Below are 14,609 nucleotides of genomic sequence, written 5' to 3' on the forward strand. Positions count from 1 at the left end.
TTGCCGTAAGCTTCGTTTGGCCAAATACTGTCGGCCCTTCACCTCATTCCTGCCTACTCGCATCCAGCATGCGATACGATTCTTGATCTGCAGCGCTCGAAGGGCCAGTTGAACTGGTTCTTCCCACGGTTTTTGGACCGGTACACCGTGGGATTGATCCTTGAAAAGCCGGGCCTGGAAGTTGTCATGGCGTTCTTGAGCCAGAAGTCCCGTTTCTCCGGACCTCCGGCGCCTACCGGGATGACCCGGCAGGCACCTCTTATCGGAATATCGCTGAAAGTGGCCTCCACCATGGTGTTCTTCGTCATGGCAACGGCCCTCAAGATCGCCGCCGAGACGGTGCCGATCGGTGAGCTTGTGTTCGCACGGAATTTCTTCGGGCTGTTTCCGGTGCTGATCATGGTGGCGATGCGCCGGGAGTTGGGGCTCGCCTTTCGAACGGCCAACCCGCTGGGACATCTTACCCGGGCGTCCGTCGGCCTGACGGCGATGGTTTGCGGCTTCACCGCGTTGTCTCTTCTGCCCTTGCCGGATGCGACGGCGATCGGCTTTGCATCGCCGCTCTTCGTCGTGGTGCTGGCGTTTCTGCTCCTTGGCGAAAAGGTGCGGGTCTACCGCTGGAGCGCAGTCGGTGTCGGCTTTGTCGGCATTCTGGTTGTGCTGTCACCGCATCTGGGTGACGCGGAGTTGGACAGCAACTCGATGATCGGGGCCTTGATCGGCCTGACTGGAGCCGGCTTTGCGGCGCTCGCCATGATCACCGTGCGCAAACTGTGCGAGACGGAGCGCACGTCCACAATCGTTACCTGGTTTGCGGGCATGTCGTCCGTATTGTCGCTGCTCACGCTGCCGCTTGGTTTCCTGCTGCCGGGTCAGGCCTGGATCATTCCGGACCTGCCCACGGCAGGTCTGCTTCTGCTGATCGGTCTTGCGGGCGGTGTCGGCCAGATCCTGCTGACCCAGAGCTACCGGTTCGCGGATGCCTCCACCATTGCCCCGTTCGACTATGTCAACATGCTGTGGGCGATCATTGTCGGCTGGGTTGTGTTCAGCGAAACGCCTTTGCCTGCAGTGGTGCTGGGGGCGCTGATCGTGATTGCCGCCGGTATTTTCGTCATCTACCGCGAGCACAAGCTCGGGCTGGACCGGACAAAGGCACGCCGGGCGTCATCGCCTTCGCGTTCGTAGGGGGAGAGACAAGAGGGCGCGTCCCGCTGTCTTCCCCCCGTCATTCCGGACAAGCACAGCAATGCTGTGCGCCGATCCGGAAACCAGACTTATTTCACGCTTTAGGCGCGGCATTACACAAAGAGAGAAGAGTTCGCTTTGCTCACGCTGATGCGCTGGATCCCGGATCGGCGCGCAGCTTTACTGCGCCGATCCGGAATGACGGCGAATGCGGGTGGTTTCCGGAAACGGCCTTACTGCGACTTGTATTCGAACCGCTCAACAGCGCTCTTTGTGCCGTCCTTGAAGATCAGCTGTACGCTGATCGACTGGGCCGACCCCAGGGGCAGCTCCAGATAGGGCTTGTCCTTCAGAACGACATTCTGGTTGTCCGGGTCACAGGCTTCCAGTTGCCATTCCTGCTCAATCGGGTCGTCGTTCAGTCCGTAGAAGACATAGTCGATGCCGCACTTCCAGGATTCCAGGTGGGTGAAATAGATCAGCTCCTGGCCCTGCCAGTCGCGGAATGACACCCAGTTGGCCTTGGTCAGGTCCAGGATCTGCTTGATCTGCTCCGGTGGCATGCCTTGCGCGGACGCGGTCGAGCCGATCGGAGCAAGAGCGAGGGGCAGGCAAAGGGCGGCGATTTTAATGAGTTTCATGGAAATTTCCGGGTCTGAGTTTAGAAGGCCTTGAAGGTAATGATGGTTTTGGTGTCCTGAATGCCGTCGATCGGGTGGACCTTCTCGTTCACGAAGTGGCCAATGTCCGAACCGTCATCGACATAGAATTTCACCAGAAGATCGTAGTCGCCGGAGGTGGAGTAGACTTCGGACGCAATTTCCGCATCGGCGATCGCATTGGCGACCTGGTAGGTCTTGCCCAACTGGCATTTGATCATCACGAAAAACGGTACCATGAGGCGCTCCGGGCAGTTGGTGTTTGAAGGGGGTGAACGTGTCACCTGAACCATCAGCCGGGCTGTTCGGTCAGCCAAACATGCCGGGCAACAGATTCACGAAAGCAGACTAGGACATCGCCTATCTACTCCCGCCAGTCAATTGCCGAGTAGCCGCTCTGCACAAGCCGGGTCTTGCAATCGCACGGCCGGCTTGTTAGCAGTGCAATCATCTCATGGGGGTGCCCGGCCATCCTGGACCGGGCTGAGAGGCGGCCTGCCAACTCCTTGAACCTGATCCGGCTGATACCGGCGGAGGGATTTGAGATCATGATGCACACACCACTCCCTTCAACACGTCCTTTCCGGAATACCGGCAACGGGCTTTCTGTCGCAGGAGAGCCGTCATGAGCCTTTCCGTCGCTGCTTCCACGCAGGCCCTGAGCGCCGAACAGGTCTTCACCCTTCTGGAAAGGGTGCGGCAGAAAACGCCGCGCGTTCACGCCATCACAAACGCGGTCGCCCAGAGTTTCACCGCCAATGTGCTGCTTGCGGTCGGTGCCGTTCCTTCCATGACCATCGCGCGGGAGGAGGTTGCGGCTTTTGCCGGCGGGGCTGATGCGCTGCTGGTGAACCTCGGCACCCTTGACGAGGAACGTCGTGCGGCCATTCCGCTAGCGATCGAAGCTGCCAGGACGGCCGGACGTCCGGTTTGTGTCGATCCGGTTTTCGTGAACCGGTCTCCCGTGCGCTGCGCCTATGCACGCGAATTGCTGGGCCTGAAGCCGGATCTGGTGCGGCTCAATCCGGAAGAACTCAACGCTCTCCTGCCGGAGCGGGCGGATGCCGATGCATTGATCGAGGCCGGAACGATTTTTGCGGTTACCGGCCCGGAAGACAGGGTCGAGAGCCGCGGCGAGGATTTCCTGCTGCGCAACGGCGATCCGCTGATGTCGCGCGTGACGGCCACCGGCTGTGCCGGCGGTGCGGTTCTGGCAGCGTTCCTGAGCATCGAAAAGGACAGGGCGCTTGCAGCTGCTTGCGGACTGTCCGTCTTCAACATTGCCGGCGAAATCGCTGCCGGCCGGTCAGGCGGGCCTGGCAGTCTGGTGCCGGAGTTGCTCGACGCACTCTATTGCCTGACTGACCGCGACATTGAAGCCCGTCTCAAGACCGGCTGACGCAGGCTTTTCGGCATCTACTCCCAGGAGGTTCCCATGACCGCAATTGCGGTAACCATTGCAGGATCGGATTCCGGCGGCGGAGCCGGCATTCAGGCTGATCTCAAGACCTTTTCCGCAAACGGCGTCTTTGGTGCCAGTGTTATTGCAGCCCTGACGGCGCAGAACACGCTTGGCGTCAGCGCCATTCATGATGTGCCGCCGGAGTTCGTGCGGGCCCAGATGACAGCCGTCTTCTCGGACCTTGCCGTCAAGGCGACAAAGATCGGCATGTTGTCGCGTGTCGATACGATCGAGGTGGTAGCTGAAGGGCTTCGGGCACATGAGACAGGCCCGGTTGTGCTTGACCCGGTGATGGTGGCTGCCTCCGGTGACCCGTTGCTTGCCGACAGTGCGGTCGATACGCTGATTGCCTTGCTGCTGCCGCTGGCCGATATTGTTACCCCGAACCTGCATGAAGCTGCCCGCATGTTGCAGGGCGACGTCGCCGCGGACGAAACGCAAATGCAGGCGCAGGCAGAACGTCTGCTCGGTCTTGGAGCCAATGCGGTTCTGCTCAAGGGCGGGCACGGGTCTGGCGCGAATAGCGCCGATCTGCTTCTGGATCGCAACGGCAATGCGGTCTGGCTCAGGTCAGAGCGGATCAAGACCGACAACACGCATGGCACCGGTTGCACCCTGTCGTCCGCGATTGCCTCGGGTCTTGCCAAGGGGCAGGACATGGAAGCGGCCGTCAGGTCCGCCAAGTCCTATATTCAGGCCGCCATCGCCGCTGCCGACACGCTTCACATCGGCAGTGGTCACGGGCCAGTCCATCATTTCCACGCGTTCTGGAGCAAGTGAGATGACCGATCAGCCAAACACCGAACCCGGACGGATCAGCCGTCGCGGACTTCTGGGGGCTTCCGCCGCCGCCGGTGCAAGCGCGTTGGCCGCCCCGGCGGTGGCGCAGGAGCAGGCGACGCTGGAATGGAAGATGGTCACGTCCTGGCCAAAGAACCTGCCGGGGCCCGGGGTCACGGCGCAGCGCATTGCCGACAGGATCGAGCTGATGTCCGGCGGTCGCCTGCGCGTTCGGCTTTATGCTGCAGGGGAACTGGTGCCGGCTCTGGGCGTGTTCGAGGCCGTCTCGGCGGGGACGGCGCAGATGGCGCACACGGCCTCGTTTTTCTGGCAGGGCAAGATCCCGGCTTCGGTCTATTTCACCGCCATCCCTTTCGGTTTGCTGCCGCATGAGCATATCACCTGGATTGAGCAGGGGGGCGGCCAGGCGCTTTGGGACGAACTTTATGCCCCGTTCGGACTAAGGCCCGTAATGGCCGGCAACACCGGCGTCCAGATGGGGGGCTGGTTCAAGCGCGAAATCAACACTCTTGACGATCTCAAGGGACTGAAGATCCGTATGCCGGGCCTTGGCGGCGAAGTGATGCATCGGCTTGGAGCGACGCCAGTCAGCCTGCCGCCTGCAGAGTTGTTCCAGGCGTTGGACAGCGGTGTGCTGGATGCGACGGAATTCCTAGGTCCCTGGTCGGACAGGGCAATGGGGTTCCAGAAAGCAGCCAAGTCCTACTACACGCCGGGGTTCCATGAACCCAACGGCACCGGTGAAGCGCTGTTCAACAAGGTGGCGCTGGAAGGTCTGCCGGAAGACCTTGGCGCCATCGTTCTGGAGGCCTGCAAGGCAGAAAACGGCCGCTCGCTTGCAGAAAGTGATTGGGAGAATGCAGGCGCACTGAAGCTCCTGCAGGAAGAGGACGGCGTTACCGTCCGTCCTTATCCGGACGACGTTCTGGACGCTTTGCGGGAAACTTCGGCAGTCGTGCTGTCCGAGTTCGCGAGCAAGGATGCGCTTAGCCAGAGGATCTACGACAGTCATATGGCTGCGCGGGCACGCCTTGCCCCCTGGAGTGACGTTGCCATGCGCCGCTTCCTCGAAGCTCGCGACAGCTAGGCTTGCCGCTTGAGGCTGCAAACAAGGAATGAAGTGCGGTCTTAGACCATCTCTTTCTGCGAGCCGGTGCAACCCACCGGTTCGCAGCTTGCAACCTGCCTTGCCGGAAAAGCTGTAATTGGCCGGACAGTGGCGCGTCGCCTGCTGACAAACTTCCTGACAAAAATTCAATTTCGAAAGGAAAGGCTACCGCGCAACGGTGTGCCGACGTGATTTCCGTTAGGAAAGGTGATTGGCGTTTTTACCAAGGAATATCAAGGAACTTGTCCTACAAAAGATCCACATTCCGTCACGAAACCTGTGGCAAAGCCGCAACGATTCACCGTTAAATTACGTTATCGGAAACTGACATTTCGAGTGCCTGTTTTTTAGGCAAATGTCTGAAAGTGTGTCGGTGCGATGACGAAGAGACTCTGAACCTGTCGTTTTTGAAGTGTTTTGAATGTCTACGCAGCAATACCTACCAGAAAAGCCGCGCATTTCGCATTGCAGCATGAAAAAACGACCGCATAACTGACGTAAATATTCAGTTGAAACGGACGGCATTCTCCTAAAACCCTGTCTCAGGTTGTCATCACACATCCGGTGGCTAGGGGATGGGAGGAAACTCAATGCCGTGGGTAAACAAGAAATCAGTTCTACTTGCTTCTACAGCTGTAGCTCTATCAATGGTTGCAAGTTCTGCGTTCGCTGGTGGTTTCGCACTTAGAGAGCAGAGCTCGTACTTTCAGGGTATGTCTTTTGCCGGGTATGGTACGTCCGGCGGTTCGATCTCTTCGATGTACTGGAACCCGGCGTCGCTTATCGGCGCTCAGCAGGGTCTCACCATCGAAGCGCATAATACGGGGCTTTTTCCAAGTTCGGATATCAACGGCACGCTGTCCGGCGGGTTCCTCGGTACGTCTTCGATCGGCAGTGGCGACATTGCTTCCGACGCGTTCATTCCCGCTTCGTACGCAGCCTACCGGCTGAATGAAAAGCTGATCTTCGGTGTCGGTATCAACGCACCCTTCGGCCTGTCGACAAAACCGGAGCAGAACTGGGCGGCCCAGTTCTATTCCCGTTCGTCTTCCGTGTTCTCGTTGAACGTCAACCCGACGGTTGCGCTTCAGATCAACGACATGTTCGCGATCGCGATCGGTGTTCAGGCGCAATACCTGGACGTGTCGCTGAAATCCGCCGACGCCACTTCCGGAGCGGGCTTCCCTCGTTCGAACCAGATCACTGGTGATGACATCGGTTTCGGTGTGACGGCTGGTCTGACGGTGCGACCGTTCGAGGGGACTGAAATCGGACTTGGATATCGCTCCGGTGTCGGTCACGATCTCGACGGCGACCTGTTCGCCGGTGGTGTCACAACGGCGATCGGCCTGGGTGTCGTTACGCCGGACATGATCAACCTTTCCGCAAAACAGAAGGTGACCGACAAGATCCGCGTTCTTGGAACGGTGGAATGGACCAACTGGAGCCGGCTCAAGTCGCCACGTGCGATCAACGATGCAACCGGCGCAGAGGCCACCGTCCTGCACTTCAACTATGACGACGGCTGGTTCTTCTCCCTGGGCGGTGAATACGACTTCAACGAGAAGCTTACCTTCCGCGGTGGTGTCGGTTACGAAATCTCGCCGATTGATGAAAAGATCCGCTCCACGCGTCTGCCGGACAATAACCGCTGGTGGCTGTCGGCTGGTGCCAGCTACACCTTCAACGAGCACCTGGCGTTCGATGTCGGCTACACGCACATCATTCCGGAATCGACCGATATCAACATCGATTCCAATCACCAGGACTACAACGCGGCATTCGGTACCTATTCGGGGGATGTCGACAGCAGCGTCAACATCATTTCTGCCGCGCTGCGCTACAAGTTCTGATCAGAAAGATCAGCCATTCAGGAAAGGCCGGGGCATATGCTCCGGCTTTTCTTCATGACTTTGGACGCTTAGAACGCCGCTGGATAGAGCCCGCCATCCATCAGGATGTTCTGGCCGGTGATGTAACCGGCGTGGCGGGAGCACAGGAAAGCGCAGGTCTGGCCGAACTCCTCGGCTGAACCGAAACGTCTTGCCGGGATTTCCGCTGCCTGTGCCGCCCGGACATCGTCGATGCTTTTACCTGACTGCTGCGCGGCGCGCTCGAAGCCGCCTTTCAGACGGTCGGTGTCCATCTTGCCGGGCAGCAAGTTGTTGACCGTCACGCCGTGGGGGGCAAGCTGGCGGCAGACGCCGGCCAGGAATGCCGTGAGCCCCGCCCGAGCACCGCTGGACAGATCGAGACCTTCGATCGGCATCTTTACCGAAAGCGAAGTGATGTTGACGATGCGGCCGAAACCGCGCTCCTTCATGCCGGGAACAACCGCCTGGATCAGCTCGATGGGGGTGACGAAATTCTGCACCACACCTTCCATCAGCGCCGCACGGTCCAGCTCGGAATAGTCGCGCCGGGGTGGGCCACCGTTGTTGTTGACCAGGATGTCCGGGTCCGGGCAGGCCGCCAGAAGCGCTTCTTGTCCCTCCCGTGTGGAAACATCCGCTGCGATGGCGGCAACGCTCACGCCGAAGCGGTTCTGCAGCAGGGTGCGGGTTTCTTCCAGAACCGTTTCGTTACGTCCGTTCAGGACGATGTCGCAGCCTGCTTCCGCCAGCGCTTCGGCGCAGCCCTTGCCGAGGCCGCGGCTTGACGCACAGATGATTGCCTTTTTGCCCTTGAGGCCGAGGTCCATGAACGTTCTCCTTGATGCAGGTTGGACATGCTTTGTGGCTGGCAAAACCCGATGCTGTCAAATGCCGTCAGGGACATATGGAGCCGGTCAGCATCCGGCAAGATGTTCGTGAAGCAACGGAATGAAGTGAGGGAGGCCAATACCCGATCCGTGCCGGTGTTAATCATTAAGCTGGAAAAAAAACAGCCCCGGGGAAGTCACGCCGTTTGTCATAATAGTGATACTTGAATCGCGTCTATAGCGCTCCAAAGGGAATTTGGAGAAGTGCTATGTCTACCGCTGAGGCATCGCGGCATTACCGGGCCTTGTTTATTTCCGACGTCCATCTTGGCACGCGCGGTTGTCAGGCGGAGATGCTGCTGGACTTTCTGAAGGACAATGAAGCCGAGACCATCTACCTGGTCGGCGACATTGCCGATGGCTGGCGTCTACGGCGGTCCTGGTACTGGCCACAGCTTCACAACGACGTGGTGCAGAAGATCCTGCGCAAGGGGCGTAAGGGAGCCCGGGTCATCTATATTCCGGGAAATCACGACGAGTTTCTGCGCAGCTTCCTCGGTACGCATTTCGGCGGCGTCGAAGTGACCGACAGCATCATTCACGAAGCTGCCAACGGCAAACGCTACCTGGTCATTCATGGTGACCAGTTCGACGTGGTGATCCGCCATGCCAAGTGGCTGGCCTTCTTTGGCGACAAGGCCTATGTGACCGCGCTCGGCGTCAACACCTGGCTCAATGTGGTCCGCCGCCGTCTCGGCCTGACCTACTGGTCATTGTCCGCCTGGGCCAAGTTGAAGGTCAAGAACGCGGTCAGCTTTATCGGACGTTTCGAAGAAGCCCTGTCCGACGAGGCGCGCCGGCAGGGCGTCGATGGCGTCATTTGTGGTCATATTCACCACGCCGCGGACCGTGATATGAACGGCATTCACTACATCAACACGGGTGACTGGGTGGAAAGCTGCACTGCGGTTGCCGAGCACCACGATGGAACATTTGAGGTGATCCGATGGGTGGACCGTACCCAGGAGGAGGCCGTGCCGGCGAAAGCCAAGGAAGCACCGGTCGCCGCATGAGTTCCATTCTGATTGTGACGGATGCCTGGCATCCCCAGATAAACGGTGTGGTTCGCTCGCTTGAGCGCACGGCCGAAGAACTCGAGAAGATCGGTGTGCGGGTGGAATTCCTGACCCCTCAGGAATTCACGACGCTGCCGTGTCCGACCTATCCGGAAATTCGCCTGTCGTTGACCCATCGCGGCATTGTGCGTCGGAAGATCGAGGATTACGGCTGCGAGCATCTGCACATTGCAACGGAAGGCCCGCTCGGGCTTCTGGCGGCAAGCGTCGCCAAGAAGGCTGGGCGTCCGTTCACCACGAGTTACCACACCCGGTTTCCCGAATATGTTTCAGCCCGGCTGCCGGTTCCGCTGACTTGGTCCTACAGCTGGCTGCGCCGGTTTCACAATTCCGGCTGCGGCTGCATGGTCGCAACACGGTCGCTGGAGCAGGATCTGCGTGACCGTGGTTTTACCAATCTGATGCGCTGGTCGCGCGGTGTGGATGAGCAGCAGTTCAAGCCTTACGAGGGTTCCGTTTTGCCAGCCGACCTGCCGCGCCCGGTGTTCATGTATGTCGGCCGGGTCGCAATCGAAAAGAACATCAAGGCGTTTCTGGATCTCGACCTGCCGGGATCTAAAGTGGTGGTCGGTGGTGGCCCGCAGCTCGACAGTCTGCGCCGGGAGTACCCGGGGGTGCATTTTACCGGTTCCAAGGTGGGTGAGGATCTCGCAAGGCATTATTCCGACGCGGATGTCTTCGTGTTTCCCTCACTCACCGACACCTTCGGCAACGTTATGCTTGAGGCCCTGGCCTGCGGCGTGCCGGTTGCCGCTTTCCCGGTAATGGGCCCGCTCGACGTCATCAGCGATACGGGGGCGGGTGTCTTGTCGGAAGATCTGCGCGAAGCGGCTGAAGCCGCGCTGGATATCCCACGCGAGCATTGCCGCACGATTGCCATGAACTACACCTGGGCGGCCAGTGCACGTCAGTTCCTGGACAATTGCATTGAAGCCCAGGACATACACAACGCCCGTTCGACGCAGGGAAAAGCCGCCGAATAAGGCGGCTGCCCTGATGTGCGATGACGTTGCGCAGTGCGGCAAACGAAATTGACACCAAGACAAGTTCCCGCTGGAACTGCCCGCTTTCCTGTGAAAACACTTGCATCGAGACCCGGCCCTGAAAGTGGCCGAGGCATTGCCTTGTACGCTTCTGAGGCAGGCCTCCGAGCAGTTGTTTGACGTTTAGAGCGAGTTCCGATGACGAATATGCAATCGCTGCCTGTGTCTGAAGCAGGTTCGAAGTTGGCTGGTAAAACCGTTTCCATAGAGGATGTTGAAGCCGCAGCGGAGAGGATCCGAAGCGAGGCGCTGGTGACACCGCTCTTGAGGCATCCGTTGCTGGATGAGGTAACCGGGGCAACCGTCGTCGTGAAACCGGAAAACCTGCAACGCAGCGGCTCGTTCAAGTTTCGCGGCGCCTTCAACCGCCTCAGCCTCATCCCGCCGGCAGACCGACCCAGGGGCGTTGTGGCGTGTTCGTCCGGAAACCACGCGCAGGGCGTTGCTGCAAGCGCGCAGCTGCTCGGTATGCCCGCAACCATCGTCATGCCGTCCGACGCTCCAAGGATCAAGCTGGAGCGCACACGCGGCTACGGGGCGACCGTCATCACTTACGATCGTGAGACCGAAGACCGTGACGCGATTGCAGGAGACCTGTGTTCCAAGTCAGGAGGGACGTTTGTCCACCCCTACAACGATGTCGGTGTCATCGCAGGACAGGGCACAGTCGGACTGGAAATGGCAGCCCAGGCAGCTGCGCTGGGCCTGCATCTGGACGATGTGCTCGCCTGTACCGGCGGTGGCGGATTGTCCAGCGGCATTGCCCTGGCGCTGGAAGCCAAGTCACCCGGTACGGTCTTCCATACTGCTGAACCGGAGCTGTTCGACGACTACAAGCGCTCGCTTGACGCCGGTGAGCGGCTCTCCAATGCCGTAAAGACCGGCTCTGTCTGCGATGCGCTCCTGTCTGATTCGCCGGGTGATATCGGCTTTTCAATTCTAAGCCGCGTAGCGGGCGAAGGCGTGACTGTCACGGACGAGGAAGCTCTGGCTGCCGTCGCCTTTGCGTTCACCGAACTGAAGCTCGTCGTTGAGCCCGGCGGAGCAGTTGCACTTGCAGCACTTTTGGCCGGAAAGCTGCCTTTCAAGGGCAAGACCGTCGGTATCGTTTTGACGGGCGGAAACATCGATCCACAAATGCTAAAGACTGCGCTGTCCCGTTAACGCGCCTTTAGGGGGCTACCCGTTAGAGCGGTTCCACAAGCATGACTTGCCGAAGTCGGGTGGAGGGGACCGGACCAGGCAGTCCTGTTTGCCTTTTCGTCGGGACGGCGCGAACAGGGCTGCTGAAAATTGAATTCCAGCGTGGATTGCCGGGCAACGGCGCCGCGTCTTCTCCTTTCATCACCTGAACATTGCCAGCGTACCGATGCATCGAGCATGGCGCGGAACGCCTTGTTGTGCCTTTCAACAGCCCACTTGGGTTCGCGAGGGAACAGGTGACACGTGCTTTATTGAATCAGGATCTCCTGCCTCTTCACTGAGAGGCTCGGAGATCCGGCAACTGAAGAGCGATCAGCTCACGGGCCCGTCAAACCGGACCTCCATCGGCTGATCCAAGAGGCATTCATGCAGACAAACACCTTGAAAGATCGGCTGAAGTTTTTCCGTTTCACGGACGAGGATCGGGCTGTGGCCCAGTCCGTGTGGCCGGCAATCAAGGAAGCCTTGCCGAGCGTTCTGGACGGGTTCTACGCACACGTTAAAACCGTGCCGCATCTGGCGGCGCTTGTCGGCAACCAGCAGTCGCGCCTGGTGAAGGCACAGATGAGCCACTGGGAAGGGCTGTTCGCATCTGGTCCGGATGAAGCCTACCACGAGCGCGCTGTGCAGATTGGCCTCACGCATGTGCGGATCGGCCTCGATCCCAGCTGGTACATCGGTGGCTATTCCTTCGCCCTCATGCAACTCACAGAGACGGTCCTGAAGAAGCGCTTCATGTCGACGGGCAAGCGCATTCGGGCCATGCAGGTGATGACGAAGCTGGTCATGCTGGACATGGATGTCGCGATCTCCACCTATCACGAGAAAATGGTGGCAGACGCTGTCGGACGCGAGACCGAACTGAAGGCCGCCATCCAGGAATTTCAGGGCGTTCTGGGTGGTACTGTCGGCACGCTTGGCGCGGCATCCGCACAACTTGAAGTGTCTTCGGGCAGTCTGCGCCGTGAGACCGGCTCCATCGGAGAGCGGATGGTCAAAATGGACAATACGTCTGCCGAAACCGCAAGCGGTGTCCAGTCAAGCGCGACGGCAACGGAGGAAATGTCCGCTTCCATCACCGAGATCGGTCGCCAGGCAGGCCAGTCCCGCGAGATGGCGTTGAAGGCCGTGGAAGGTGCACGCAGCACAAATGCTTCCGTGACGAAACTTGCCGGCTTCGCGGATCAGGTCGGATCAGTGATCGGGCTGATCTCTGAAATTGCCGAACAGACCAACCTGCTGGCGCTGAACGCTACCATCGAAGCGGCGCGTGCCGGGGAAATGGGCCGCGGGTTTGCGGTTGTCGCAGCCGAAGTGAAGGAACTCGCCAGCCAGACAACCAAGGCGACGGAAGAAATCACCGAACAGGTCGCCAGCATTCAGCAGGCGACCAGACAGTCTGTGCAGGATATCGAAGGCATCACCTCGATAATCGGTGCCCTGTCCGAAATCGCGACCGGCATTGCCTCCGCGGTGGAGCAACAGGCGTCGGCAACGGCAGAAATCTCGGCCAACGTCCAGATCGCTGCACAGGGCACCCAAGCCTTTACCGACGAGATTACCGCTGTGCGCGGGTCGGTCGAAAATGTCGAGGGGGCTGTCGGCACCATTCAGGACATGTCGACGGCGCTGAAAGACCAGGCCGGCCAGCTCGGCCAGCAGGCGGAACAGTTCTTCGCCAAGATCAATTCCGGCCGCTGACCGCCACCTTGCTGTCCCGGCCTTGCGCCGGGACCTCGGAGGCAAAGGGTTTTCCGCTCGCGTGGCCCGGCTCCCGGATCCCGGATCTCCGCTGCGCTACGTCCGGGATGACCGACTGAGAGGGGGGGAGTGCGAGAAGCGGAAAGAGCGCCAAACCTTAGCTTGCCCGGAAAACCAGCCTCCCCATCGTCATCCCGGCCAAGCATAGCGCGAGCCGGGACCGGAGAGCCGAGGCGCAACCTTTTTCGCGACCTTACTATTGCCGGCCTTCAGTTCACCGATCTCGGAAATCCATAGCGTTCCATCCGCAAGAATCGATAGGAGAGGCAACAAAAAAAGGCGCCGCAACGGGCGCCTTTTTCGAATTTCCTGCCGGATGCAGACCTAGTTGAAGAGGGCCTGGCGCTCGGCTTCCGACAGCTGCTTCAGCGGATCTTCACCGTCCTCTTCACTGACTTCCTCGGTAAGTTCCCATTCGGCGTCAGCCTCGGCTTCGTCTGCCGCTTCATGAGTGCCACCACCCACTTCGCTGTCGAACAGGCGTTCGATGGCAGCTTCATCCAGAGTGGCGTCCGGGTCGGCACCGGCGAATTCGTCGTCTTCTTCCTCTTCGTCGGCAGCAGGAGCGGAGGCGAACATGTCGTCGATAGCGGCTGCGTCCATCGGCTCGTCGCCGCCGGCCATGATGGCATCTACGTCGGCTTCGCTTGCCATAATGGCATCAACATCAGCTTCGCTGGCATGCTTCGGAGCTTCTGCCGGAGCTGCTTCCGCGCCGGTTTCCTTCAGTGCGGCGTCAAACACGTCGTCGCTGACGGACATCAGCTCATCAACGTTGTTCTGGGAAACGCCGCCCGCAAGCTGCGGGCCGTTCAGGAGATGTGCATCCGGACGAGTGTCGACCGGGCCAGCCGTTGCTTCGGCTTCCAGCTCCTGGATGCCCCAGATGTTGATCATCAGGTTGATGCGGCTTTCAAGATAGCGCAGTACCTGAACAACCTTGTTGGTCCGCTGGCCGGTCAGATCCTGGAAGGAACAGGCCATGAAGATTTCGGTCGCCTTGGCATCGATGTCGTCGCACACGGCATCGTCCGCACCATTCTCGCGCAGGACCCAGGCCTTCTCCTGAATCTGCTCTGCAGCTTCCAGAATGGATTGGGTCGCGCCTTCGGTCTGGGTGACGATGGCATCGAGTTCGTGAGAGGCGTCGACAAAGCGGTTGCTTTCCTCGCCTTCCGCCTTGATGTTGGCAATCTCGGCCTTGGTACGCTCGATAGCCTCGTGCATGTCGGCAATGTCGAGACGGATCTTGTCGAGATCCGGCACCTTGCGCTGCCGGGTCATCATTTTCTCTAGCCGGCCAATCGCGGTCAGGATCTCGGTGGTTTCCGGGGTCTTGTTGCGATTGAGAAACTCTTTCAGAAACCTGCGCCCGCGATCGGACTCCATCAGGGTCTGTTCGAGAGTCTGGTATTCGGCTTCGCCGATCAGCTCCGGCTGTTCCTGTGCTGCTTCCGCTTTCATGTGGACGCGAATCTCAACTTGCCTAAGGGTCGTTTATTGCCGTAACACGGACAACTTCGCCCCCAAGGTAAGGCGGAAAACGT

General features: G+C 59.5%; 13 protein-coding genes and 1 riboswitch. Of the genes, 9 read left to right on the plus strand and 4 right to left on the minus strand.

Features of this window, described 5'->3' with window-relative positions; all coding sequences use genetic code 11:
• Window positions 1-147: 147 nt before the first annotated feature.
• Window positions 148-1,188, plus strand: a complete 1,041-nt coding sequence (locus ACYQ6M_RS05595) for a DMT family transporter (RefSeq protein ID WP_235814885.1) — start codon at window positions 148-150, stop codon at window positions 1,186-1,188.
• Between the two features lie 233 nt (window positions 1,189-1,421).
• Here the strand turns inward: ACYQ6M_RS05595 and ACYQ6M_RS05600 are convergent, their stop codons facing one another.
• Together ACYQ6M_RS05600 and ACYQ6M_RS05605 are read right to left on the minus strand one after the other, a co-directional pair.
• A complete protein-coding gene (locus ACYQ6M_RS05600) occupies window positions 1,422-1,829 on the minus strand; it encodes a hypothetical protein (protein WP_023000640.1) in 408 nt (135 codons plus the stop codon).
• A gap of 20 nt (window positions 1,830-1,849) precedes the next feature.
• Window positions 1,850-2,086, minus strand: a complete 237-nt coding sequence (locus ACYQ6M_RS05605; RefSeq protein WP_023000641.1) for an Lrp/AsnC ligand binding domain-containing protein — start codon at window positions 2,084-2,086, stop codon at window positions 1,850-1,852.
• A gap of 207 nt (window positions 2,087-2,293) precedes the next feature.
• A riboswitch (TPP riboswitch) is annotated at window positions 2,294-2,404 on the plus strand.
• 68 nt (window positions 2,405-2,472) lie between these two features.
• Here ACYQ6M_RS05605 and thiM point away from each other — a divergent pair.
• The 4 genes from thiM (at window position 2,473) to ACYQ6M_RS05625 (ending at window position 7,071) form a co-directional block, all read left to right on the plus strand.
• Entirely contained in the window at window positions 2,473-3,246 is a 774-nt protein-coding gene (gene thiM, locus ACYQ6M_RS05610; protein WP_460072606.1) for a hydroxyethylthiazole kinase, read from the plus strand.
• Window positions 3,247-3,282: 36 nt separating this feature from the next.
• Complete coding sequence (gene thiD, locus ACYQ6M_RS05615) at window positions 3,283-4,089, plus strand: bifunctional hydroxymethylpyrimidine kinase/phosphomethylpyrimidine kinase (RefSeq protein ID WP_077292415.1); 807 nt, start codon at window positions 3,283-3,285, stop codon at window positions 4,087-4,089.
• 1 nt (window position 4,090) lies between these two features.
• On the plus strand, window positions 4,091-5,197 hold the full coding sequence (locus ACYQ6M_RS05620) for a TRAP transporter substrate-binding protein (RefSeq protein ID WP_460072608.1): 1,107 nt from the start codon (window positions 4,091-4,093) through the stop codon (window positions 5,195-5,197).
• A gap of 668 nt (window positions 5,198-5,865) precedes the next feature.
• Window positions 5,866-7,071 (plus strand): OmpP1/FadL family transporter, encoded by a 1,206-nt coding sequence (locus ACYQ6M_RS05625; RefSeq protein ID WP_460072610.1) that lies wholly within the window; start codon window positions 5,866-5,868, stop codon window positions 7,069-7,071.
• A 68-nt stretch (window positions 7,072-7,139) separates the two neighbouring features.
• On the opposite strand, the gene ACYQ6M_RS05630 is transcribed toward ACYQ6M_RS05625, so the two are convergent.
• Complete coding sequence (locus tag ACYQ6M_RS05630) at window positions 7,140-7,919, minus strand: SDR family oxidoreductase (protein WP_460072612.1); 780 nt, start codon at window positions 7,917-7,919, stop codon at window positions 7,140-7,142.
• Between the two features lie 269 nt (window positions 7,920-8,188).
• Here ACYQ6M_RS05630 and ACYQ6M_RS05635 point away from each other — a divergent pair, with 269 nt between their 5' ends.
• The 4 genes from ACYQ6M_RS05635 (at window position 8,189) to ACYQ6M_RS05650 (ending at window position 13,002) form a co-directional block, all read left to right on the plus strand.
• The gene (locus tag ACYQ6M_RS05635) at window positions 8,189-8,992 is read left to right on the plus strand and encodes a UDP-2,3-diacylglucosamine diphosphatase (protein ID WP_023000648.1); all 804 of its coding nucleotides are present in this window, start codon (window positions 8,189-8,191) and stop codon (window positions 8,990-8,992) included.
• A complete protein-coding gene (locus ACYQ6M_RS05640) occupies window positions 8,989-10,038 on the plus strand; it encodes a glycosyltransferase family 4 protein (protein WP_023000649.1) in 1,050 nt (349 codons plus the stop codon). The genes ACYQ6M_RS05635 and ACYQ6M_RS05640 overlap by 4 nt, the downstream gene beginning before the upstream one ends.
• A gap of 198 nt (window positions 10,039-10,236) precedes the next feature.
• Window positions 10,237-11,262 carry a threonine ammonia-lyase gene (locus ACYQ6M_RS05645; protein ID WP_460072615.1) on the plus strand — a complete coding sequence of 342 codons (1,026 nt, stop codon included), beginning with the start codon at window positions 10,237-10,239 and terminating at the stop codon, window positions 11,260-11,262.
• Window positions 11,263-11,667: 405 nt separating this feature from the next.
• Window positions 11,668-13,002, plus strand: coding sequence for a protoglobin domain-containing protein (locus ACYQ6M_RS05650; protein WP_460072617.1), 1,335 nt, complete (start codon window positions 11,668-11,670; stop codon window positions 13,000-13,002).
• 384 nt (window positions 13,003-13,386) lie between these two features.
• Here ACYQ6M_RS05650 and ACYQ6M_RS05655 read toward each other — a convergent pair whose 3' ends face one another.
• Window positions 13,387-14,526, minus strand: a complete 1,140-nt coding sequence (locus tag ACYQ6M_RS05655) for a protein phosphatase CheZ (protein ID WP_077292417.1) — start codon at window positions 14,524-14,526, stop codon at window positions 13,387-13,389.
• Window positions 14,527-14,609 lie beyond the last annotated feature (83 nt).

It is taken from the genome of Roseibium sp. ROS1 (assembly GCF_054658215.1).